The organism is Anaerosporobacter sp. (assembly GCF_031551385.1).
In the GTDB taxonomy this organism is placed as follows: domain Bacteria; phylum Bacillota; class Clostridia; order Lachnospirales; family Lachnospiraceae; genus Anaerosporobacter.
Map to the genome: position 1 here is coordinate 1 of NZ_JAVBNS010000007.1, position 23,303 is coordinate 23,303.

Consider the following 23,303-nt stretch of genomic DNA (forward strand, 5'->3'; position numbering starts at 1 on the left):
AAGTAAATGTATATACACTCAATCAAAAATGTATAGGCACAGGCTTTGTTAATTCTATGAGTTCTGTGAAGTTACTAGAAAAGTCATGGTATTCGGAAGCGTTATTGCTAAATGGTAAGAGGTATATAACTGTTCCAGAGAATATTAATTTCTTAGAAAATGATCAGAAGGATGCATCAGAGAAGATGTATATCTCTTTTATACGTTTATTTAACAATAGAAAAGGTAAGAAAGCTGGTTTTGTTGAAGTAATTCAAGATTGCGATAGAGTATTTGCACTGATTAATCAACTGAGTAAGCAAAATCCGCATACAACGATATATATTTTCAATGATAATGGTGATGTTGTGTATCCATACAAAGAGGATGCGAATAAATCATCCAAATACTATAAAATCATTTATGAAAATGAAATGAAACCGTTGGTTAGTCAATGGGTTAAGACCGACTATTTTATTAAGAGTTTAGCAACGTATAATAAGATAGATAAATATAATTGGTCAATTCTTGTATACGAAGATAATAAGTCGATATATTATCCTTTACATCAATATAGAATTGTATTTCTTACAGCAGGTGCAGTTACAATTCTATTAGTAATACTAATGTGTTACTATCTATCAAGGAAAATAACAAGGCCTTTGCGAGAAATAAGAAAAGTAGCAAAGGAGATAACAATTACAACGGTGCTAGATGAAGAGAATGAGGAAATTAAAACAGTTGATAGCAACATCGTAGAGATTCATCAATTATGTGAGTCAATTCGTGCCATGTATGAGCAGTTACAGACGTCATCAAGAGAAGTATTACTATCACGTTCAGAGGAAACAAAGGCAAAATTAAGTGCAACGCAATCGTTAATTAATCCACATTTTCTATATAATTGCCTTACCCATATGAGTATTATGGCAGAGGAAGAGATGAATGATGAAATTGTAGAGTTTTGCAATTCCTTATGTGACTTTTTCCGTTACATATCTTCGACAAAGGAAATGAAAGTGCCATTGTGGGAAGAACTGATTTGTACACAAAAATATGTTGATTGTATGAAGGTTCGGCATGGGGAGGATTTAATTTATGAATGTAATATAGAGGATGAAGTTAAAGAGATAGAGATACCGAAATTAATTGTACAGCCGATTGTTGAAAATGCTTTTAAATATGGTTTTAATAAAAGACCACCGTGGATTTTACGTATCAATGCATATGTGAAAAGAAACAGTTGGAGAATTGAAATTGAAGACAATGGTGGAATGCTAAGTAATGAAGAGAAAGAACGGTTACTAAGAGAGTTCAGGGAAACGAAGAGAAATGCTTTATATGATATGGAAATTGGCGGATTGGGGCTGAAAAATACATATCTACGTTTAAAGCTGTTATATGGGGAAGAGGCTGTGTTTACAATAGAAAATCATTATCCTCAAAGAACAAAGTTTATACTCGGAGGTCCAATGGAATCAATTAGGGAGAAGGGTGAAGATGGAGATAAAGTATAAGTATATTGTAATTGAAGATGAACCGCTAATAAGGAAAAATACGATTAAAAAAATTGAGGGGTTAGGGTTACCGTTAACATTAGTAGGTGAGGCAAGTAATGGGGTAGATGGAATCCTGCTAATAGAGAAAGAGATGCCGAATATCGTTATTACAGATATTCGAATGCCGCAATGCGACGGATTAGAAGTGGCACGATTTATCAGTAGGAAAAAGCCAGATATTAAAGTAGTTATTCTCAGTGGTTTTGATGAGTTTGCTTATGCGAAAGAAGCAATGCGTAATCAAGTACATAATTATATTCTAAAGCCAGTTAAGGCAGAGGAACTAAAAGATACACTAGTTGAAATCGTGAATCATTTTGATGCAAAATCTCAAAAGATTCGTACATTGTATGAGAAGGAACATGACTTATCACAGGAAGAAATCTATACATTGATGGTGAATTATTTTAAAGAGAATTATATGCAAGACATATCGCTTAGTTCATTGGCAGATTCCATTGGTTTCTCGCAAGAATATCTAGGGAAAGTGTTTAAAAAGATTGCCTGTCAATCGCCATCAAAATATCTGACAGAACTTAGAATGAATGAGGCAAAACAACTTTTGACGCAGTGTATTGATTTAGAAGTGGGTAAAATAGGCGAACGAGTTGGATATCGGGATTCTTTTTATTTTAGTAGGGTTTTCAAAGCGAATGTGGGGATGACTCCGAGTGAGTATCGTTTGAATGGGAAGTAGGGAATTTATAACTGGTAAGAAAATAAAGAAATTATAAAAAACATAGTAAAAACGGAGAAAAGAATATGAAAGAGAAAATTATATTACTTAATGGTTCTTCAAGTAGTGGAAAATCAACGTTGGCAAGTACTTTGCAAACAATTATTAAAGATAAACTTGATGAAGAATATGCCATAATTTCCATTGACCATTTTCTTCAGATGACAACGAACGATATAATATATGAGGATGATGTATTTGAGATATCTTCAAAGCTCTGTGATAAGTCAATAGAAATGCTTTGTTTACAAAAAGGTGTTATTATTGATCATGTAATTACAAGTGAACGTATTTTTAAACAATTAATAGAGCGTCTAGAATCATATAATATTTATTTGGTACATGTAACATGTCCATTGCATGAATTAAAGAGAAGGGAAGAAGAACGGAAAAATAGATGTTCTGGTTCGGCAGAAGCATCTTATAAATATTTGTTTCCCAAGGAGGGGTATGATTTAGTAGTTGATACTTTTTTATTATCAGCAAAAGAATGTTCGTTGCAAATTCTGGAGAATATAATTTGATTTTTGAACAAATAAAATAGTACTTGATACAGGGGATAACTTGAACATATCAATATAATAAATGATATGTTCAAGTTGTTTTGCTTTGTAGGGGAATATTGGTAGTTATAGGACTGTATATTTGATATCATTTTTAAGTAGAAAATATATAGATATTAACAAGACTAAAAACATAAAAATCAAATAAATCCAGTTCAAAAAAACACAAATACAAAGTCAAAATTATCCATGCATAAAATTGCAATCCCTTTAAAATAAAGCATTTTCAAGTGAACAAGATAGTGAAAATAACAACAAAAATATGCAAATGACAAGTTGGAACTGTCTATTTTGTACAAAGGGATAATTTGTTATACTTGCTTTAGTAAATAACTCGTATATAGAAGTTTGGGGATATAGAGTTTTTACTAAAATCATATCATAAAGGAGAAATGGTTATGAAAAAGAAATTACTAAGTGTTTTGTTATGCGCAACATTAGTAGCAGGGATGACAGTTGGGTGTGGAAAGAACAACAATAATAATTCCACAAAGGAAACAAATTCTACAAATGTAGAAACAACAAAGGATGATGCAGATAAGACAGACGACAAAGAAACTGTGGACACATCAGCAGATACATCTACAGATAACTCTAGTTCAACTGACTTAGCGTACAAAGGAAAAATCACAATTATGCATTACTCAACATCAGAGGAATCTGAAGGTAATGGTGGTTCGGACGGTTTCCGTACTATGAATCAAGAATGGGCAGATGCACATCCAGACATTCAACTTGAACAAAACGTTTTAGCTAACGATGAATATAAGAGTAAAATTGTTACATTAGCTGGTGCGGATGATTTACCAGACGTATTCTTACTACAAGGTATGCATACAAAAGCTTGGTCTGAGCAAGGTCTTATCTTAGACATGACAGATATCATCAACAACTCACCATATGCTGCACAATATGATTTAAGCAAATTCTATCCTTTCCAACAAGGAGATAAAACATATGGTTTACCAGCTCTTGCAGAAGGAACTTGTGCAATTGTAGTTTATGATTCAGAGGTTTGGAAAGAAGCAGGATTTGATTCATTCCCTACTACTTGGGATGAAATCATCAGTGCAAAATCTTTCTTTGATGATAAAGGAATGACAGAAGTTGCTTTTGGTAACAAAGGAAAATGGAATATGAATTCATGTTTCCTATCTACAGTGGGTGATAGATTCACTGGTTCTGATTGGTATCATTCATTAATTGAGAAAACAGGTGCAAAGTTTACAGATCAAGCATTTGTTGATGCATTAAAATTCACACAAGATATCTTTGCTTCTGGTGTATTTAACAAAGACTTTAATGCAATTACAAATGAAGATGCAAGAGAGTACTATATCGATGGTTCTGCATCAGCAATGATTGCTGGTAACTGGGATGCTTCTTATATCGGAGCAACATTAAAAGCAAATGATCCAGATTTATATGCAAGAACAAAATTTGCTGTAATTCCTCAACCAGCAGGAGCAACAGGTACAACAAATACACATAATACTGGTATGGGTTATGCAGTTGCTATTAATGCAAAAGTTGCAAATGATCCTGATAAATTAGCAGCTTGTGTTGATTTAGCTTACAAATTAACAGGTGCAGACTTCGCTACATACGTAGCTGAAAATTATGCTTTATCTTCATTAACAAAAGTAGCTATTGATACAAGCAAATTCGATGAATTTACAAAAGCATTTTATAACTTCTATGAAAATCCAGGTTGTGAAATCTACGATTCCTTCTTAAATGGTGCTATTTGGGATGTATTAAACAGTGATTTACAAACAATGGTTAATGGTGAAATTGATCCAGAAACAGTTGCTGCAAATGCACAAAAAGCATATGAAAGTAACTACTAAGATTATAATTACTAGAATACTATTTTAGTAATGGCTTAGATATATTTGATAGAATAATTGGTTTTCATTACAAGAAATGAAAACCAGTTATTCTATAAGATTACGAGGAGGGAGTCTATGCTTAGCTCTATACGGCCCAAGAAAAGAGTTCTGTTTTTATACTTACTAGTTCCAATTTTGATTTATGTTTTTTCGGTTTTTGTTCCGCTGCTAACAGCATTGTATTATAGTTTTTTTGAATGGAAAGGTGGTCCGAAGAAGACTTTTAACGGACTTCAAAATTATATAGATTTAATTAAAGATCAGACATTTTGGCATTCGTTTGGTAATAATATGTATCTAGTTGCTGCTTGTATTATAGGGCAGATTGGTTTAGCATTTGTTTTTGTATTGATGATTAATTCAAGATATACAAAACTCAAAGGAATTCATCGTACATTTGGATTTTTTCCAAGTACAGTTTCCGCAGTATCAATTGGTTTCATATGGACAATGATATATGATTACAAAAGAGGTTTAATTAATTGGTTTTTAGAATTGATAGGAAAAGGTGATAGCGCAAAGGTTTGGTTAAATGAGCCGAAATTGGTTATGCTTTTAATTGCAATTCCTTTGATTTGGCAGTTCATCGGATATTACATGGTTATTATTCTATCCGCGATATCATCTATCGATCAAGAAATTTTTGAAGTATCTGAGATTGATGGAGCAAATTCATTCCAAAGAGCAATCTACATAGTACTTCCATTGATAAAGAATACATTGTTAGTATGTGTTACTCTTTGTATTGCGGGTAACATGAAAGCATTCGATCATATTTATGTTATGACTAAAGGTGGCCCAGGAACATCATCGATGGTAATGGCTATGTATGGTTATAAAATTTCATTCGATCAACAAAATATGGGATATGGTAGCGCGATTTCGATTGGTATATTTGTTTTAAGTTTAGTTGTTATTCTTGGTTCGCAGAAATTAATATCCTTTTTGTCAAGAGATAAGGAGGTTGCATAATGGAAAAACAATCAAGACATATTTTTTCGAAAGTATTTACCAATGCAGTATTAATTATCTTTTCGTTAAGTTGCATTTTCCCTTTGATTTGGATGTTTTATTCCTCTTTAAAGGAAAAGCGAGTTTTTAATGCTGATGTCGTTGGATTACCATCAAATCCTACTTTAAAAAATTATAAAAGAATTTTAGAGAATCCAGATTATCATATATTTGATTCAATGTTTAATAGTTTGAGAACAACATTTTTATCTGTTCTTTTAATTATACTTTGTGGATTTATCGTAGGTTACATAATTGCTAGAGTTCAGTTTAAATTAAACAGAGTTATTTATTTTGTTTTCTTACTAGGAATGTTAATTCCAATTCATTCATTATTAGTGCCAATCTATATTGTATTTAAAAATGCAGGATTAACGGATAAATGGTATACATTAATTATACCGTATGTAGCATTTGGTTTGCCCATAGCAATATTCTTGGTAGAAGGCTTTGTGAAGGGAATTCCGGTTGCTTTGGAAGAGGCAGCGGCTATCGATGGGAGTAGCTTTAGCCGTACGTTATTCAGTATTATTCTTCCTGTAACAAAGCCTATTCTAACAACAATTGCAATTATACAGACTTTTGCATGTTGGAATGAATTCTCGTTTGCCTTAGTTCTTCTGTCAGAAACTCGTTTACAAACAGTACCTTTGGCAATGAAGCAATTTAGTGGACAATTTAGTTCGGATTATCCGAAGATTATGGCAGCGATGTTGTTAACAATGTCACCAATCATTATTATGTACTTTGTGTTTAGTAAACAAATTATTAAAGGTATGGTTGCGGGAGCTGTTAAGGGGTAGGTTGTGGAGGCAAAACTTGGGAGGTTTTCGAAGCGTATTCGCTGGTGTTCTATAATACGAAACACGCTTCACACCTAAGTGCTTCTAAGTGTGTACGCAGGGGTTTTGAAAGGGGTACGGAATCGTCCTCGATTCGGCATCCTGCCTACGGTCATGTCTTAAAAATCATTGCACTGTTCTGCACCCTCAACTCAGCGGTCTGAAAGTTCAAAATTCAGTCAATGTAGCCCGCTACACCTCCTGAATTTTGAACTTCCACCCCACTAAGTTGAGTGCACAGTCCAGTACAAGCATTTTTCAGACATGCCCTAGCTCGGACTGGCTCGGCGTCCTTGCCTCGCCTTCCTAGGTTGTGGTTGTACACACTAAGAAGTACTATAGGTGTTTCGCTATCGTTTCTTAATTATAGGACAGCAGCGAAGAAGCAAGGAAAGGTTACGAAGTTTTGCATATCTACTTTGTTGGTAAGGAAGTAATTGATATACAGGAATTGGTACAGAAGTAATCAGTACACATGTACAGATGCGTATGGAATGAGTAGTAATTGGTTGGTGGTTTCGAGGATTTCATTTCCTTTTGGCTTTTTGATAGCTGAGAAAATAGAAGAAGAAATTTATTTTAGTGGCGACTAAAAATAGAAAAATACTTACGGGAATAGTAGTGTGTTACTTATTTCCGTAAGTATTTTTTGTTGGATTCTTATTGGTTTGGTTTCTTGAGTTCTTCTACTTCTTCTAAAGTTAAACCTGTTTTTTCTGCAATAGTTTGAATGTCCATATAGTCTAACAAAAGAGCAGCGGTTTTTAATGAAAAATATGTATATATTGTAATCTTTTCAAGAAACATCTATAATGTATTTGACATTATAAAACAAAGGAGTAAAAAATGTTAAAAAAAATTATAAGAGATCTTTTTCCGTTAGCTTTTTTGATAGTTTTGTCAAACATATTTTATTTAGTAAGAAGAGTTGAGGCGAACGTGATAAATTCATTGGATATTAAAGTGTGTTCGACAATGCTCATTATTAGTATTGGTATAATTCTAATTAACTTAATCGTTTGGCTAAAAAAAGGTAAGCGATAATGATTAGGGAATACGTAGTCCAATACAATAAAGTAGTACATATAGTAATAAAAAAGATTTATGTTTTCTATTGTTGTGGTATATGATTGTGAATATTTCTTCATTATATGTAATGCTAACAACAGATAGAAATTTTAGGATAAGAGTTTACTTATACAAAATCTTTTTAATCGTCTCATCCGACAACGAATACTCCTCACACAGAGCCTCTATACTCGTCTTTAAATGAAAATATTTATATCGGATATCTTCATTTCTCTGCTCATAAAAAACTCTTGCTCCAGAACCTGATCCCCATTCTTTGCGTTTTCCTTCTGATGGGATATATAGAACTTCTCCTGATGCGTATTTTTGGATTTCCTTTAGCAGTTCATCGGGGAGAATTTCGGATGCATTTCTATATTTCAAATGAAAGACCTCCTTTTCTAGTTCTGTGCTAAAAATTCTTCTAGTGTATCGAATTTTCGAAGGATGATTCCGTGTTCTTTAATTTGAAGAACGATGTAATTTTCTAGCTCATGAGCAGTTTCTTTGAATTTTTCTAAATTTGTTGGAGAGAAATCTTCTAGTAAATTCATCTCCTTTAAACCAAATTCCTCACCTACGATATTTAATTCATTTTGAAGATTACATGCGTCTGAAAAAGCGGCATCTATATTTTTAGTATCACAGTAAAAGTACAATCTTCTCCATGTAAGACTTAGTTCTTGATACCATTCTGCAAGCCCTGAAAAATCATTGTTTGCAGTTGTTTTCTCTTGAACTGGTTTATAAGTAGCAATAAATTGGCGTGCTGTTTTAATCGTTAAATATGCTAGACTTCTTAATTCATTTACAGAGTCTGCTCGTGTTATGGCTTTGTAGTACTCGATGAAATTTTCTGGAAGCTCCTTCATCTTCAACAATTGCTCCACAGGGCCGTTTCTCCAATCTTTGTTATATGTTCCGTTTAGATAGTAAACAGCTAATGAAAGGTAGTCATGAATGATTCCAGCAGCCATTCGAGCTTTATATAATCGTTCTTCAAACATCATAGTACGATATAAGTCCATGGCGATGTTGAGTTGCTCTAATGATTTTTTGTAGACAAAATTGGGATTGGCAAGATTCTCAAACAGTTTCTTCTGAAGTGATAAAAAATGTTCTTCATCTTCCTTTGTACGGCTGTATACCACTTTTGCATTTCCAAGACAGAGAGTAGCATAATCTTCAAGGTTTGCTGTTCGTTCGGTTCTTTCCCAGGAACGAGGATACAAGTCATGCCCTACATCACCGATTATAAATGTTTGTGCTAATTCATTTCCTCGCTCTGTTGCTGGTACGAAATAGTCGAAACATTCTCCGTGTCCATCACCATTTACAGAGTGTCCTTCAAGTGCTATAAGTATTGCAATGTCGTTTGGATATTCCGTTTTGATTTTATTAATTGCCCAATCTCTAAGTTGCCCAGTATTGTTTTTCATATAGAATTCCTTCTTTCTTTTCTTTTTTGCAACGGCCGTTGTTTATAATATGAATTATACTTGATAGAAGAAGAAAAAACTATGCAGGGATTAATTATAAGTATTCTAGGCTGGGTTACGTTTGTTGTGAACCGTGACAGAAAATGCGAGAATGACTGATTGAAAGCAGGACGTTTCTCTGTTATAATTAGTCATTATAAGTGAGGAGATGGGGAGATGGCAGATGGTATGAAAAAATACATTCTAATGCACAAAAACATTTCTGTGGCTGATATAGAGCTTGATGAGGCGACGTGTGCGATTTCTGCTATCGGTCATGTATATTCTGAAAGTCATGTGCCAGTGGGAATACCAGTGAAAAAAGGCGTGATAAACCGAGCTGCATTGAATGAGTGGTGGAAAGGAAGAGCCATTCCTGCTAGCCGTGCTGGTATTAGAAATGCGTTGGAGGAGCTGAATATTTCCACAACACAGAAACTGTTGGAAAAATGTATGGGACTTAGTCTTTCTGATCAATATTGGATTTGTCCAGCAGGCTCTGGAATAGAGTGGTCACAGGTCAACTTCTTTGAACATTCATTTTCTGATGATGTAGGTAATATTCTATTTGGAAAAGGTTCTTCTGGTGATTATATAAGTTTGATGTCTCCAGATAATACATCGGACGGATGGCTAAAGAAAAAGTGGAAGATTATAGATGGAAAGCGTTGCCTAATCAAAGGTGGAAGTGGTGCTACACAACAGGAACCTTATAATGAAGTATTAGCAAGTAGTATTATGAAACGCTTAGATATCAAGCATGTGAAATATTCCTTATTGATAGAAGATGATTATCCATATAGCGTGTGCGAGGATTTTATTACAACACAAACAGACCTCATTTCCGCATGGCATTTGATGCAGACTATGAAAAAACAGAATCATGTATCAATCTATCAGCACTATCTTGACTGTTGTAAGGCATATGGAATTCCAGAGATAAAAGAATCTCTTGACCGTATGATGGTCTTGGATTATCTGATTGTGAATGAGGACAGACACCAGAATAATTTTGGTGTAGTTCGTAATGCAGAAACACTGGAATATATAGGGGCAGCTCCGATTTTTGATAGTGGTACATCGCTCTGGTTTGATAAACCTACCATGATGATTGGCACAAGGTCAAAAGTAGGGTGCAAGCCATTTAAGAATGATCACGAAGAGCAGATTAAGCTAGTAAGTTCCTTTGACTGGCTTGACTTAAATGCACTCTATGGAATTGATGAAGAGTTACGGGAACTGGTTAGGGGGTCTTTATTCATAGATGAGAATCGGTGTGATGCACTTTGCAAGGCTTTGAGAAGCAGGGTCGATATGCTGACTGACATTGTAAATACCCACAGAACAGGCTATGTAATAGATAACTGTCAAGGCGATGTGACAGAAGATGTGGCTTACAGTGGTTTGGAAGATGATAGGGATCAATAAATGTAATGAAAGAACTTGCAGAATGAGTAGGAAAAAATGTACAAGGTGATTAAGTAGACATAAAACAAGAAAGGCTGTCACAGAATAAGTTTAAACCACAATATAGAGTGATATTTTTCAACTGATATCACCTCTATATTATAGAAAAATTTTATTCTGCGACAGCCTCTTTGTCTGCTCTGCTTAGTGAAGAAAGCCAATAATTTTCAAATACGCCCTAATCCTCAACACATACCAAAACAACATCATAAGGAGCTAACGTGTATTCTGCTGTTAAGATATCTTTTGATAACAGATCAGTTTTACCAACAAATATCTCAGGAAGCGGAAGAACTTCCTTTGTAAAGTTAATAACAAAATAGTAACATGCTTTATCCGTTTTACGGCAAACAATCTCCAAGTTAGTAGTCGTATCAATAATCGGTTTGCAGCCAGATTCTGCAGATACCAAATCAAGAACCTTCTCTAATCCCTGTTTCTCCAACTGCGTTCCTACATAGAAAACAGTTCCTTGACCAAATGAATTTTTAGTCACAGCAGGAGTAGATGCATAAAAATTGCTGTTATAATCAGCTACACTCTCAGTACCTTCCAGATGAATAATATCACATAGAAGGTGACAAGTTGACTCTGTACCATCTGCAAATCGGATTGCATTGCATTGCTCTGGTGCTAGTGCATCGATTTCTTCTACCCAAACGCCTGCCATTTTACGAAGTGGGCCAGGGTATCCTCCAAGATGTACATTATCAGACTCATTTACAATTCCACTCATAAATCCAGTAACTAGTGCGCCACCATTTTCTACAAAGCTTTCTAGTTTTTCTTGCATTCCGTCTTTTACCATATAGAGAACTGGAGCAACTACTACATTATATTTGGATAAATCAGCATCAACAGGAATCATATCAACCGCAATGTTTTTCTCATAGAAATACTCATAATATTGATGGATTTGATCAACATATTTTAAATCGCTGTTAGGGCCACACGTATACTCTAGTGCCCAATAGTTCTCCCAATCAAAGATAATTCCGACTTTTGCAGGATTGGAAGCACCTAAAAGTTCATCTCCAAGTGAGTGTAGTTCTTTACCAAGTTGAGTAACTTCACGAAAAACACGAGTATCTTCTGTTCCAACATGTCCGATTACCGCACCATGGAATTTTTCGCAGCCACCGACAGAACGTCTAAGTTGGAAGAACTGGATTGTATCTGCACCATGAGCTATAGTTTGATAGCTTTGTGCTCGCATTTGATTTGGCTTTTTAAGTGAATTATAAGCTTGCCAGTTTTGTTGACTTGGCGTTTGCTCCATTAACATAAATGGTTGCCCTTTTAATCCGCGCATTAAATCATGACACATCGCTACCATGCTCCAAGGAGTATCATAGGCAGGGTAGTTATCCCAAGATACGATATCCATCTCTTTTGCCCATTTGAAATAGTCTAGGGCTTTATATGTACCCATTAGATTTGTAGTAATCAAGGCGTTAGGAGAAACAGCACGAACGGCATCACGTTCCATTTTGAAATTATTTAGTAAGCTGTCAGAGTTAAAACGGCAGTAATCAATAGAGATTCCGGCGAAAGCAGTAGCGGTATCACCGATTCCTTCCCCTAAAGCATTTGGCAGAACGATTTCATCCCATTCATAAACAGTATGTCCCCAGAATTCCAGATTCCATGCCTTGTTTACAGCGTCTATCGTTTTGTATCTATCTTTTAACCATACACGAAATGCTTTCTCGCAATTGTCGCAGTAGCATTCTCCACCATATTCATTGTTGATATGCCAGCAAGTAATATTCTTGTTCCCACTGTAACGCTCAGCAAGTTTTGTCGCAAGAGCTTGTGCGTATCTTTGGTAAACAGGGCTGTTTGGGCAGGCGTTGTGTCTTTGTCCAAATTTGTGTTTGCGGCCTTGGTAATCCACACGGGCAACCTCTGGATACTTTTTGAACATCCATGCAGGTAATGCAGCAGTAGAGGTTGCAAGAACGATATCATAATTTTCCTTGCTAAGCATGTCGATAATATCATCTAATTCATCGAAATAATATTCGTTTTCGGATGGTTGAATTTTTGCCCATGAAAATACATTGATTGTTGCACTGTTGATGTTTGCTTTACGGAAAAGCTCTATATCCTCAGACCAAGTTTCTCTAGGCCATTGGTTTGGGTTATAGTCACCACCATATAAGATTCTTTTAAATGCTGTCATAGTTAATATTCCTCCTAAATATTTGATTCCGTTATTGTTAACACAAAATATTCACGTTACTATTAATACAAATCATTCACAGCAACTTTGATGACTCTATTATAATTGATTATTTTCAAGAAAAGTATAATATGTTAAACTGAATAATATAACATTTCGAAACAAGGAGATTGCTATGCCAATTTATTTTGAATTATCCTCTCGTGAACTTCCTCTGACGATTGACAGCATCGGTAATCAGTGGTATCAGGAAAATATTGAGCGACCAAAAGGATTTCCACATTACCATTGGTTACAGACAGAAAGTGGATTAGGAGAAGTTGTTATTGATGGAAAACAATTGAGCTTACCAGAAGGGACAGGTGTTTTGATTGCACCATTTGTTCCGCATTCTTATTATTCAAACCAAGAGGAGTGGAGAACATCTTTTGTGACTTTTTCAGGTGCATTAGAAACAGACATCAGTAAAATAGTAGGACATGAACGATATATTCCCGTAGCAGACCATGAAGGATTTTCGTTTCAGAATTGGATTAACCATACGATATCTCTTCATGAGAACCAACAGATTAATCCAGTTCAATTATCAATTGACTGCTATGTATTTCTTATGAATGTCAACCCAGTTCAAGATTATCGGGGATTTTTGGAACAACCATTATATCAGCGATATGTATTGCCAATAATAAAAGAAATTGAAACAAAGTATTCGGAAGATATTACCGTACAATATCTTGCAGATATCGCTTATGTGTCGCCACAGTATCTTTCGAGATTGTTTAAACGCTTTCTTGGTTGTTCGACTTCTATGTATCTGACAAATTATCGTATGCTGAAAGCAAAAGAGTTTCTTGTAAATCGCCCAGAGTTGGAAATTCAACAGATTAGTTTTCGTGTGGGGTATCATGATACGAGTCATTTTATTGCGATGTTTAAAAGTATAACGGGTTATACACCGTTGGAATTTCGTCATTTGCATTATTAGGGCATGGCTGGTTAGTTGTTTGAAAAAGGAAAGAGATGCAATATTATAAAACACTGTATGTTCCATATTGAAATGGAATGTATGGTGTTTTAATTTTTAAATATTTTTGTAAATTAGGGATAGTAATTTGGGAGTTAAATTGATATACTTAAATTAAGTAGTTTAATGAATAAATTAATTCTGATATTAGGAGGTTGAAAAGAGAAAATACAAACTAGAAAACAAGTTAAAATGAAAGTTAAAATATAAAAAATTATAAACAAAAAGATAAGGAGAAGAATGTATGGGGCAACATATGATTGAACTAAATGGAGAATGGTTATTAAGTCGAGCTGATGGCAAAACATTTGAAACAAACAAGGAGATATCTTGTGATGTTACAGAATGTAATGTTCAAATCCCTGGTTCTGTATTATCAGGGTTAATGGGAAATCAATTACTTGATAATCCGTATTACCGAACAAATGAATATTTTACAAGAGAAATGTTACGTGAGGATTTTGTATTTTCAAGAAGCTTTTCGATGCACAAAGAAGAAGGTAAAGTTTATGAATTAATGTGTGATGGAATTGATACGATTGCTGATATTTATCTCAATGATACGTTACTTAAAGCAGTAGATAACATGCATGTAAGATATCAGATTGCGTGTACAGATATGTTAGTAGATGGTGAAAATACGATACGTATCCATATATATTCGCCGATTACATATATTGAAAACCATGTGCCTGAACAAGGAAAAGAGATTCATTTTGTATCGAGTGGTACGATGAAAGCAAATCAGTATATTCGTAAAGCACATTCTATGTTTGGTTGGGACTGGGGCCCACAATTGCCAGATATGGGAATATGGAGGGATATCTACATTCGTGGCTTTGAAGTGGCAACTCTTGAAGATGTTCGATTTAAGCAAAAGCATGAAAATGGTATGGTTTATTTGCAGGCAGATGCAGAAGTGAAATTAGATTCTGGTGAAAGAGTGAAGCTAGAAAAAGCATTAGAATTATATTCTGATTTATCAATGGAATACACATTGACAACTCCAGATGGAGACACAGTGTGTTTGGATTGTAATACTTGCACAATAGAACAACCGCAACTTTGGTGGCCAAACAGATACGGAAAGCAACCTCTTTATACGGTGAAAGCAGTACTAAAGAAAGATGGAAGCATTCTTAATGAGAAAGTGTATCGAATTGGTTTAAGAACGCTAACAGTTAGCAGAGAAAAAGACTGCTATGGAGAAGAGTTTGCGTTGTGTATCAATGGAGTGAAGATATTTACAAAAGGTGCAAACTATATTCCAGAAGACTGTGTTTACTCATTTATTACACCAGAGCGTACAAGGTATATAATTGACTCCTCGGCAGAGGCAGGGTTTAACTGCCTGCGAGTTTGGGGTGGTGGATATTATCCATCCGATGAATTCTATACAATGTGTGATGAAAAAGGTTTGATTGTTTGGCAGGATTTTATGTATGCCTGCAATGTGTATGAATTAACAGATGAGTTAAAGCAATCCATCATAGAGGAAACAAGGGACAATGTAAGAAGACTTCGTCATCATGCGTGTCTAGGTCTATGGTGTGGAAACAATGAGCAGGAATCAGCTTGGGTGAATTGGGGTGAGTTCCGTGATCATTCTGATGCATTAAAACAAGATTATTTGACCATGTTTGAAGAATTGATTCCGCAGACACTTCGAGAAGAAGATGAAGAGACATTTTATTGGCCATCGTCTCCATCGTCAGGTGGAGGGTTTGATAAACCTGACAGCGATGATATTGGAGATCGACATTATTGGGAAGTTTGGCATGGGGAGAAACCATTTACGGATTATGAAAATTATTTCTTCCGTTTCTGTTCGGAGTTTGGTTTTCAATCGTTCCCTTGTATGGAGACAATTGAAACATTTACAGTGGCAGAGGACAGAAATATATTCTCAGAGGTAATGGAAAGCCACCAAAAAAATGATTCAGCGAATGCAAAGATTCTTCGCTATATCTCTGATAATTTCCTTTATCCTAAGGATTTTGCGAGTTTAACCTATGTAAGCCAAGTCTTACAGGGAATCGCAATCAAAGCTGGTGTAGAGCACTGGAGACGAAATCGAGGTCGATGTATGGGCACAATCTACTGGCAGTTAAATGATATCTGGCCAGTGGCATCTTGGGCTAGTATTGATTACTATGGAAGATGGAAAGCACTTCACTATATGGCAAGACATTTCTATGCGGATATCCTTGGTAGTTTGAAAGTAGAAGGCACTCGCTTTATTCCATACGTACAGAATGAAACGTTAATTGATGCCACTTCAAATGTAACATTATACGTGAAAGATATGGATTGCAATATCGTTTATGAGTGGTCAAATGATATAGAGACAAAGGCACTTACAGTTGAACATATAGCAGGAATTGATGTAGCAGAGTTTGTAAATGGTAAGGAAAAAGATTTATTTATTGAAGCTAGATTCACAAATTCAGATGGAACAAGCAGTTCCCAAGTGGAAGTATTAAAGCCATATAAGCATATGAATTTAAAGAATGCATCAGTTAATGTAAAAACGGAAAGAATGGAGAATACGTTACAAATTACATTACAAAGTAATGTGTTTGCAGCATTTACGGAGATTACAGTTCATGGAGTTCGTGTGATTTTATCCGATAACTTCTTCCATATAACTGATACAAAGGAACATGTAATTACAGCGGAACTTCCTGTTGATTATGTGGGAATACCGGAAGTTACGGTTTGTTCGCTTTGTAATTCTTATTGTTTTTAATATAATTAACCGCTCTATTCCAAAACAGAAATGTGGTTGTGAAGTGTAATTGCTGAATAAAAATCTGCATAGATGACACAATAAACATATCTGATAGAATAGGAGGTTACGATATGGACTATTTTGGTATGAGTTCAGTATTTCCGGTGGTTATTGATAATGGTAGACGAATGACAGAAGCTGAGAAAGAGCAATTGTACTTTCGATACAAAGACAATCACCATGATCAAGCAGCTAACAGAGTGCTAAATAGCAATATTCTTGAAGATAACGTTGACTCACTACTAGATTTATCAATTCTGTCTAGTGTGGATAAGAACGTTTAGGAAAATGGCATCAGGTTTCGTATTTTTATATATGGGACTTGGTGCTGTTTTTTTGTGTCGAAAAAAACAGATATGTTTATACTTATAATGTATTGATTTTGAAAAATAAGGATGCTAATATTTAGTAAAGAAAAATGAAGGGGGAGGGGTAACGTGAAAGATGTTTGTCTTGTTCAGATGCCATTTTCATTATTGTTTCAACCAAGCTTAGCACTTAGTATCCTTAAATGTGATGTGGAGTCATCGGGGTTATCATGTGGGATAGATTATGCGAATTTAAGGTTTGCACATATGATAGGTGCAAAACATTATGAACGTGTACAAGCACCAGGAGTGCTTTATATGACTGGAGAAGCCGTTTTTTCTGAATGTGCTGGGTTTGCAAATGGGGATAATTTCGAAGAATATTTTCAAGGGATTGAAGGATTTGGGAGAGAACACAAGAAAATCAATTATTTTGATTTCAATTTAGTGAAAGAGTCGTTTTTTTATGTAAAAGAGCAAGTGGAAAAATTTATAGATGAAACAGCGCATTATTTATTAAGTCATTCTCCAAAAATAATAGGGTGTTCATCAACTTTTCAGCAGAATAATGCTAGTTTTGCTCTATGTAAGAGAATTAAAGAGTTAGATTCTACGGTTATTACGATTATGGGTGGTGCACAATGTGCAGCCGATATGGGTGTTACAATTTCCGAATATATTCCTTATGTAGATTATGTTTTTTCGGGGGAAGCCGATCATTCTTTTGGTGAATTGTGTGTAAAAATATTAGGAGGAGAACCCTGGGAAAATCTTCCCTATGGAACGATAATAAAAGGAAAAAGTGTTATACATAAAGCACCTTATGCAATCACAGAAGATATGGATGCTGTGCCAGTACCTGACTATAGTGAATATTTTGAAGCATTAAAAGAATATGGATTTGATAAAATCATCCAACCAACGCTTCTTATTGAGGGGTCACGTGGATGTTGGTGGGGAGAAAAGAATCCTTGTACTTTTTGTGGTCTTGGAAGTGTGACAAGAAAATATCGTCAAAAAAGTGTAGCGAGAGTGCTGAAAGAACTAAATGAGCAATCGGAGAAATATAACATAAAGCAATTCCTGTTTACGGATAGTATTTTAAGTAATGAGCATCTTAGAGAATTAATACCACAATTGAAACAACAAGATAGAGGGTATTCTCTGTTCTGTGAAATCAAGTCAAATCTAACGGAGGGAGATATTAAAAATCTGAGAGAGGCGGGATTTACATTCATCCAGCCTGGAATTGAGAATTTGCAGGACGACATCCTACAACTGATGCACAAAGGAAATACGGCAATACGCCATATTGAACTTTTAAGAAATTGCAGAACATATGGAATGAAAGTGTCGTGGAATATATTAGTCGGGTTTCCTGGAGAAGAGAAAAAATGGTTAAAGGAATTACTAGATGTGATGCCACTTTTAAGCCATTTGCAATCACCGAATAATTTAAATCACATTATATATCAAAAGTATAGTGTATATACAAACAATCCAGAACAGTATGGATTGGAATTGGAGCCGATGAAAGTATATGACTATATTTACGCAGGGAATAAGGAATTTATTAAAGGTATGGCGTACAATTATGAACCTTGTGGAATCGAAGATAAGGAAGACTATTATGATTTGCCACATAAAGATGAAGTTTATCAACAACTAACAAAGGCATATTATGACTGGTCTGAAAACTTTCTGCGAAAAGGTGATCGTTTGCAGATGTTTACATATCCCGATAAAATAGAGATTTTAGATTTTCGTCAAATTGCAAAGAAAACATATTATACGTTAGTGGGAATACAGAAAGAGATATATTCAGAATGCAGGACTTCTCAAAAGAAGGTGTTTCTTTTGGAAAAGTATAAGGAGACATTTGCTATATCTGAGATAGAAGAAGCAATTAAGTATTTGATAGAACAACAATTAGTAATTTCAATTCATGAGGAGGTGTTAGCTTTGGCAACGGAAAATTTGGAGTTTCCGTTTGAAAAGGATAAATCACCTTTTGGATTTATAGATGTTAATGGATGGAGGGAGAGTAATGAATAGCATAGAGGCGAAAAGAATAAATTTTGATTATGATGAAGATATAATCCATCAAATATCGCATATAAAAAGATTCCTTGAACTTTGGACAATTGTACCAGGGTTTCAGGAAAAGAGCAAAGAAGAATTAGAAGAGGCAATTAAGGAGTATAATTTAGACGTTTCCCTAGAAGAGATACGTGTATTATATGACAATGAGTATTATATAGAGCAAAAGAAAAATGGAAGTCCATTATCGGATGCAGCGGTAAATTATCAAAAATTTATTACGGATAAAATTATGCATCGTGCCTATCTACAAACGGCAGGTTGTGTACCTAAGAATAGAAAATTTGCTAGATGGAGACGAATGCAGGTGAATCGTTGCTGGCTGAAATTAGGGGAAAGAAATGCTTCGATGGTTCATGCTCCGATTATATTTGAATTGACAGATGGTTGTTCTGTAGGTTGTACCTTTTGCGGATTGAATGCTGGAAAATTAAAAGGATGTTATGAGAACTCTTCTGAAAATATGAAGCTTTGGAAGGAAATACTGCATGTTGTGAAAGAGGTATTAGGAGAGGCAGGAGCGACAGGTACTTGTTATTATGCCACAGAACCGTTTGATAATTCTGCATACGAGGAATTTAGTCAAGAGTTCTATAATATACTGGGATTAGTACCACAAGTGACGACAACAGCAGCTATGCGAAATCCAGAACGTATGAGAAGATTTTTAGATAGGGTAAGAGAGCATGAGTTTAAGATTCATAGATTTTCTGTTCTTGATTTAAAAAAGTTCTTTGATATTTTAGAGTATTTTACACCAGAAGAATTATTATTTGTAGAATTGTTACCACAATTTAAAGAGGCAGTTTCAAATAAGTTTTCTATAACAGGGAGAGAATTTCTTCAAACGAATGGTACAGCAGAATTATATAATAATGAAACAATCTGCTGCATTTCTGGATTTGTTGTTAATATGGTTCGTAAACAAATTCGACTTGTTACTCCTTGTATTACAGATGCAAAACATCCAACAGGGGAAATGGTGTGGGATGAAAGAGTGTTTAATGATAGTGCTAGTTTCGCATTATGCCTAGAGGCGATGATAAAAGATAATATGAGTAAAGAACTAAATACAAAAGCACCATTAAGATTTAAAAACAATGTAGTGTATGATTTATCTACAGATACATATAAAATAAAGCAGGAAAATGGATATCGCACGATTTTAGAACACATAAATAAAGAAACGGAAAATACATTTCATTATGTTGGACGTTCTGTTTTAAATGAAAAAATTTCAGCGGATCAGTTAGCAGAAGATTTACTAGAAAAACAGAAGATTGCTCCAGAACAATCGTATTTTATTATTAATAAGTTGTTTGAAGCAGGAATATTGGAAAATGGTAACTATGAGTTAGTATAAATAAAGGAGTGATATTATGGATGAAAAGGCAATGAAGAATAGGTTGAATTATGGGAAATTGGTGTCTAAATGTTGGGATGATGATGAGCTAAAGAAACGGTTAATTGAATCACCAAGAGATGTTTTGGCGGAATTTGGATTACCAGTGGAGTGGGGAGTTACATACAAAGTGATTGAAGCACCACGAATGGTTCAATATATTGTCCTTCCGCATGAGAATGCAACGAATGTAATTCAGGAAGTTAGTAAGTCCTTACTTCAAAGAGCGGAAGACAATCCAGAGAGTATATTGCCGGGAGAGTTAGAATTGCGTTTCATTCAGGATACAAAGGAGATTAGACATATTGTATTACCATTCCCAATTGAATTAATGACTATTAGGGAAGCAGCAACACTTGGAATAAGGTTGGGAGATAGTACGGCAACAGTTAAAGATGTAGTAACAACTCTATATGCCGTATCTCAAGTCACGGTAGGAGATATTGTTGGTGTTGCGACAGAAGCAGTGGCAGGTGTTTTTGTTGCAGCAGGTGCAGTTATTGTTTTGATTTAGGTTAAATGTTAAGAATGATGAATGCTATTTTCTTCCTGTTGGTGTATAATGTAAGTAAGAAATTTTTTGTTAAGACTTTACATTAGAATACTGAATAATTGCAAAACATCTTTGCAAACAAGTTTGCGGGGGCAATCAAAGGAGGTAATTAGTATGGAAGTAAAACACAATATGTCAGCAATGAACAACAATAGAGGAATAGCAGGAAATGCAACCTCTAACTCAAAATCAACGGAAAAATTGTCATCTGGTTACAAAATCAATCGTGCAGCAGATGATGCAGCAGGACTTGCCATATCCGAAAAAATGCGAGCACAAGTTAGTGATTTGAATCAAAATCATGCAAATGTACAGCACGGTATTGACATAGCAAAGACTGCAGAAGGTGCATTATCAGAAATCCAGAATATACTTCAAAGAATGTATGAAGTGGCAACAGTAGTTGTAGACGAAAAAGATAGAGGTGCTATTCAAAATGAAGTTGACCAACTAGTAACTGAAATTGATGGTATTGTCGAAATGACAGGATACAATAAATTTGTATTACTAAAGGGGGTTATCATAACAATTAAACTAAACCCAGAGAGCCCAACTTCATCTGATTTGGAGATGGAAATTAGACCTATGTACACGAAGGATTTAGGAGTTAAAGGTTTGTCTGTCGGTGACGGTAACAATATACAGAATATAAGTGATACGATTAAAGATGCTATCCAGACAGTATCTACGCAGCGTTCAACTGTTGCTGCTTTTCAAAATCGTTTAGAACACACTCTTAACAATTTAAATAACGTGATGGAGAACATGCAGGATGCCGAAAGTAGGATTCGTGATATGAGTATGGCGCACGAGATGGTTAAGTACACGAAGCAGAATATAATTGCTCAAGCTGGTAAGGCTATGCTTGAACAGGAAAATGAATCAACGCAGGGAGTACTTTCTCTGTTACAGTAGTTCTGGTTGGTAATTTAATGGAGTCTTTGCAAAATAGAGAATGAAGCTATTTTGCAAAGACTTTTTTGGACTTCATATGGAAGTTCTTTTGAATAAGAAAATAGTATCATTATAAATGTTACCAGTAGATAGGAGTACCGAGGGTTGTTTTATTTGGTTGAAAGAGATAGAATATATAGAAAAAGAACGAAAAAATGGGAGGATACAAACGATATGATTTGGGTGTTTATCTTAATAGCGATGCTTTTAGCAATGGGGGCAGGATTTACCTATCTAGTTAGTCGATTATACAAATTTAAGACGATAGAGAATATGGCAAAGGGAAATAAGAAAATAAGGATTGTTGCAAGTATAATACCTGTTGCATTGGTTACTATTATCATAGGGTTGATTATAGGATATATGAATGCTATTGTTTGCATGCTTCATTTAATCATGTTTTGGCTATTGTGCGATTTTATATTTTGGCTTATCAAAAAGTATTGTAAAAAAACGTTCAAACAATATTATTCAGGACTTATTGCAGTAGTTATTACGATAGGGTATTTATCAGTAGGTTGGTTTCTGGCACATCATGTCTGGGAAACAAACTATATAATTGAAACTGAAAAAAATGTTGGAAATCTAAGAATTATTCAATTTGCGGATTCACATGTTGGTGTAACATTTGATGGCGAAGGATTGACTAAGTATGTAGAGCAAATGCAAAAGTTGAATCCAGATGTAGTTCTGATTACTGGTGATTTTGTAGATGATGATACATCGAAGGAAGATATGATTGCTGCTTGCAAAGCACTTGGAACATTACAAACTACATATGGAGTATATTTTTCTTTTGGTAATCATGATAAAGGGTATTATCGTGCAGGATACAGAGGTTATACGGGAGATGACTTGATAGAAGAGTTAGAAAAGAATAAGGTTATCGTTCTCCAAGATGAAACGGTACTTATTGATGATAGATATTATATTATAGGTAGACAGGATTTCTCGGAAGAAGGACAGGGAGGTTCGAGAGCCCAAATGAACGAGTTAGTTCAAGGACTAGATAAAGATAAATTTATTATTGTAATGGATCATCAACCACATGATTATAAGAATGAAGCAGAGGAACAAGTTGATTTGGTACTTTCTGGACATACACATGGCGGTCAATTCTTTCCGATTACTTATGTTGGCGAGTGGACAGGTGAAAACGATAAAACATACGGTTTAGAAAAACGAAAGGAAACGAATTTTATTGTGACTTCTGGAATTTCAGATTGGGCAATTAAATTTAAAACAGGTTGTAAGTCGGAGTTTGTTGTTGTTGATGTAGAAGGAAAATAGATATAGAGGTAACATATTCAAAACACTGCTTATTAGAAATAGAGGGCAGTGTTTTTTTATTTAGCAAGAATTGATAAATCATGGGCAAAGATTAGGAAGTG

Annotated in this window: 18 protein-coding genes; 15 read left to right on the forward strand and 3 right to left on the reverse strand. The window is 34.9% G+C overall.

Annotated features, from left to right (window positions below; genetic code table 11):
* From RMR19_RS00815 to RMR19_RS00840, 6 genes are all read left to right on the forward strand, one after another.
* Window positions 1-1,496 (forward strand): sensor histidine kinase (locus RMR19_RS00815; RefSeq protein ID WP_310601654.1); only part of this gene is annotated, 1,496 nt, incomplete at its 5' end.
* Window positions 1,480-2,235, forward strand: a complete 756-nt coding sequence (locus tag RMR19_RS00820; RefSeq protein ID WP_310601655.1) for a response regulator transcription factor — start codon at window positions 1,480-1,482, stop codon at window positions 2,233-2,235. The genes RMR19_RS00815 and RMR19_RS00820, both read left to right, overlap by 17 nt.
* A 65-nt stretch (window positions 2,236-2,300) precedes the next feature.
* A complete protein-coding gene (locus tag RMR19_RS00825; protein WP_310601656.1) occupies window positions 2,301-2,798 on the forward strand; it encodes a phosphotransferase-like protein in 498 nt (165 codons plus the stop codon).
* Window positions 2,799-3,235: 437 nt separating this feature from the next.
* Entirely contained in the window at window positions 3,236-4,687 is a 1,452-nt protein-coding gene (locus RMR19_RS00830; protein ID WP_310601657.1) for an extracellular solute-binding protein, read from the forward strand.
* 117 nt (window positions 4,688-4,804) lie between these two features.
* Window positions 4,805-5,701 (forward strand): carbohydrate ABC transporter permease, encoded by an 897-nt coding sequence (locus RMR19_RS00835; RefSeq protein WP_310601658.1) that lies wholly within the window; start codon window positions 4,805-4,807, stop codon window positions 5,699-5,701.
* Window positions 5,701-6,543 (forward strand): carbohydrate ABC transporter permease, encoded by an 843-nt coding sequence (locus RMR19_RS00840; RefSeq protein WP_310601659.1) that lies wholly within the window; start codon window positions 5,701-5,703, stop codon window positions 6,541-6,543. Before RMR19_RS00835 ends, RMR19_RS00840 begins: the two co-directional genes overlap by 1 nt.
* A gap of 1,230 nt (window positions 6,544-7,773) precedes the next feature.
* On the opposite strand, the gene RMR19_RS00845 is transcribed toward RMR19_RS00840, so the two are convergent.
* Window positions 7,774-8,034, reverse strand: a complete 261-nt coding sequence (locus RMR19_RS00845; protein ID WP_310601660.1) for a CD3324 family protein — start codon at window positions 8,032-8,034, stop codon at window positions 7,774-7,776.
* Window positions 8,035-8,051: 17 nt separating this feature from the next.
* Complete coding sequence (locus RMR19_RS00850; protein ID WP_310601661.1) at window positions 8,052-9,089, reverse strand: hypothetical protein; 1,038 nt, start codon at window positions 9,087-9,089, stop codon at window positions 8,052-8,054.
* 216 nt (window positions 9,090-9,305) lie between these two features.
* Between RMR19_RS00850 and RMR19_RS00855 the strand changes: the two genes are divergently transcribed.
* Complete coding sequence (locus RMR19_RS00855) at window positions 9,306-10,556, forward strand: HipA domain-containing protein (RefSeq protein WP_310601662.1); 1,251 nt, start codon at window positions 9,306-9,308, stop codon at window positions 10,554-10,556.
* Window positions 10,557-10,773: 217 nt separating this feature from the next.
* Here the strand turns inward: RMR19_RS00855 and RMR19_RS00860 are convergent, their stop codons facing one another.
* Entirely contained in the window at window positions 10,774-12,780 is a 2,007-nt protein-coding gene (locus RMR19_RS00860; RefSeq protein ID WP_310601663.1) for a beta-galactosidase, read from the reverse strand.
* Between the two features lie 175 nt (window positions 12,781-12,955).
* Here RMR19_RS00860 and RMR19_RS00865 point away from each other — a divergent pair, with 175 nt between their 5' ends.
* The 8 genes from RMR19_RS00865 to RMR19_RS00900 all read left to right on the forward strand — a co-directional run bounded on the left by RMR19_RS00865 (window position 12,956) and on the right by RMR19_RS00900 (window position 23,202).
* A complete protein-coding gene (locus RMR19_RS00865; RefSeq protein WP_310601664.1) occupies window positions 12,956-13,765 on the forward strand; it encodes an AraC family transcriptional regulator in 810 nt (269 codons plus the stop codon).
* Between the two features lie 283 nt (window positions 13,766-14,048).
* Window positions 14,049-16,553 (forward strand): beta-mannosidase, encoded by a 2,505-nt coding sequence (locus RMR19_RS00870; RefSeq protein WP_310601665.1) that lies wholly within the window; start codon window positions 14,049-14,051, stop codon window positions 16,551-16,553.
* A 113-nt stretch (window positions 16,554-16,666) separates the two neighbouring features.
* Window positions 16,667-16,879 carry a hypothetical protein gene (locus RMR19_RS00875; protein WP_310601666.1) on the forward strand — a complete coding sequence of 71 codons (213 nt, stop codon included), beginning with the start codon at window positions 16,667-16,669 and terminating at the stop codon, window positions 16,877-16,879.
* Between the two features lie 153 nt (window positions 16,880-17,032).
* Window positions 17,033-18,958 carry a RiPP maturation radical SAM C-methyltransferase gene (locus RMR19_RS00880; protein WP_310601667.1) on the forward strand — a complete coding sequence of 642 codons (1,926 nt, stop codon included), beginning with the start codon at window positions 17,033-17,035 and terminating at the stop codon, window positions 18,956-18,958.
* Complete coding sequence (locus tag RMR19_RS00885) at window positions 18,951-20,366, forward strand: radical SAM family RiPP maturation amino acid epimerase (protein WP_310601668.1); 1,416 nt, start codon at window positions 18,951-18,953, stop codon at window positions 20,364-20,366. The genes RMR19_RS00880 and RMR19_RS00885 overlap by 8 nt, the downstream gene beginning before the upstream one ends.
* Before the next feature lie 16 nt (window positions 20,367-20,382).
* Window positions 20,383-20,919, forward strand: coding sequence for a hypothetical protein (locus RMR19_RS00890; RefSeq protein ID WP_310601669.1), 537 nt, complete (start codon window positions 20,383-20,385; stop codon window positions 20,917-20,919).
* A 153-nt stretch (window positions 20,920-21,072) separates the two neighbouring features.
* On the forward strand, window positions 21,073-21,873 hold the full coding sequence (locus tag RMR19_RS00895) for a flagellin N-terminal helical domain-containing protein (protein ID WP_310601670.1): 801 nt from the start codon (window positions 21,073-21,075) through the stop codon (window positions 21,871-21,873).
* Between the two features lie 213 nt (window positions 21,874-22,086).
* Complete coding sequence (locus tag RMR19_RS00900; RefSeq protein WP_310601671.1) at window positions 22,087-23,202, forward strand: metallophosphoesterase; 1,116 nt, start codon at window positions 22,087-22,089, stop codon at window positions 23,200-23,202.
* Window positions 23,203-23,303: the final 101 nt, after the last annotated feature.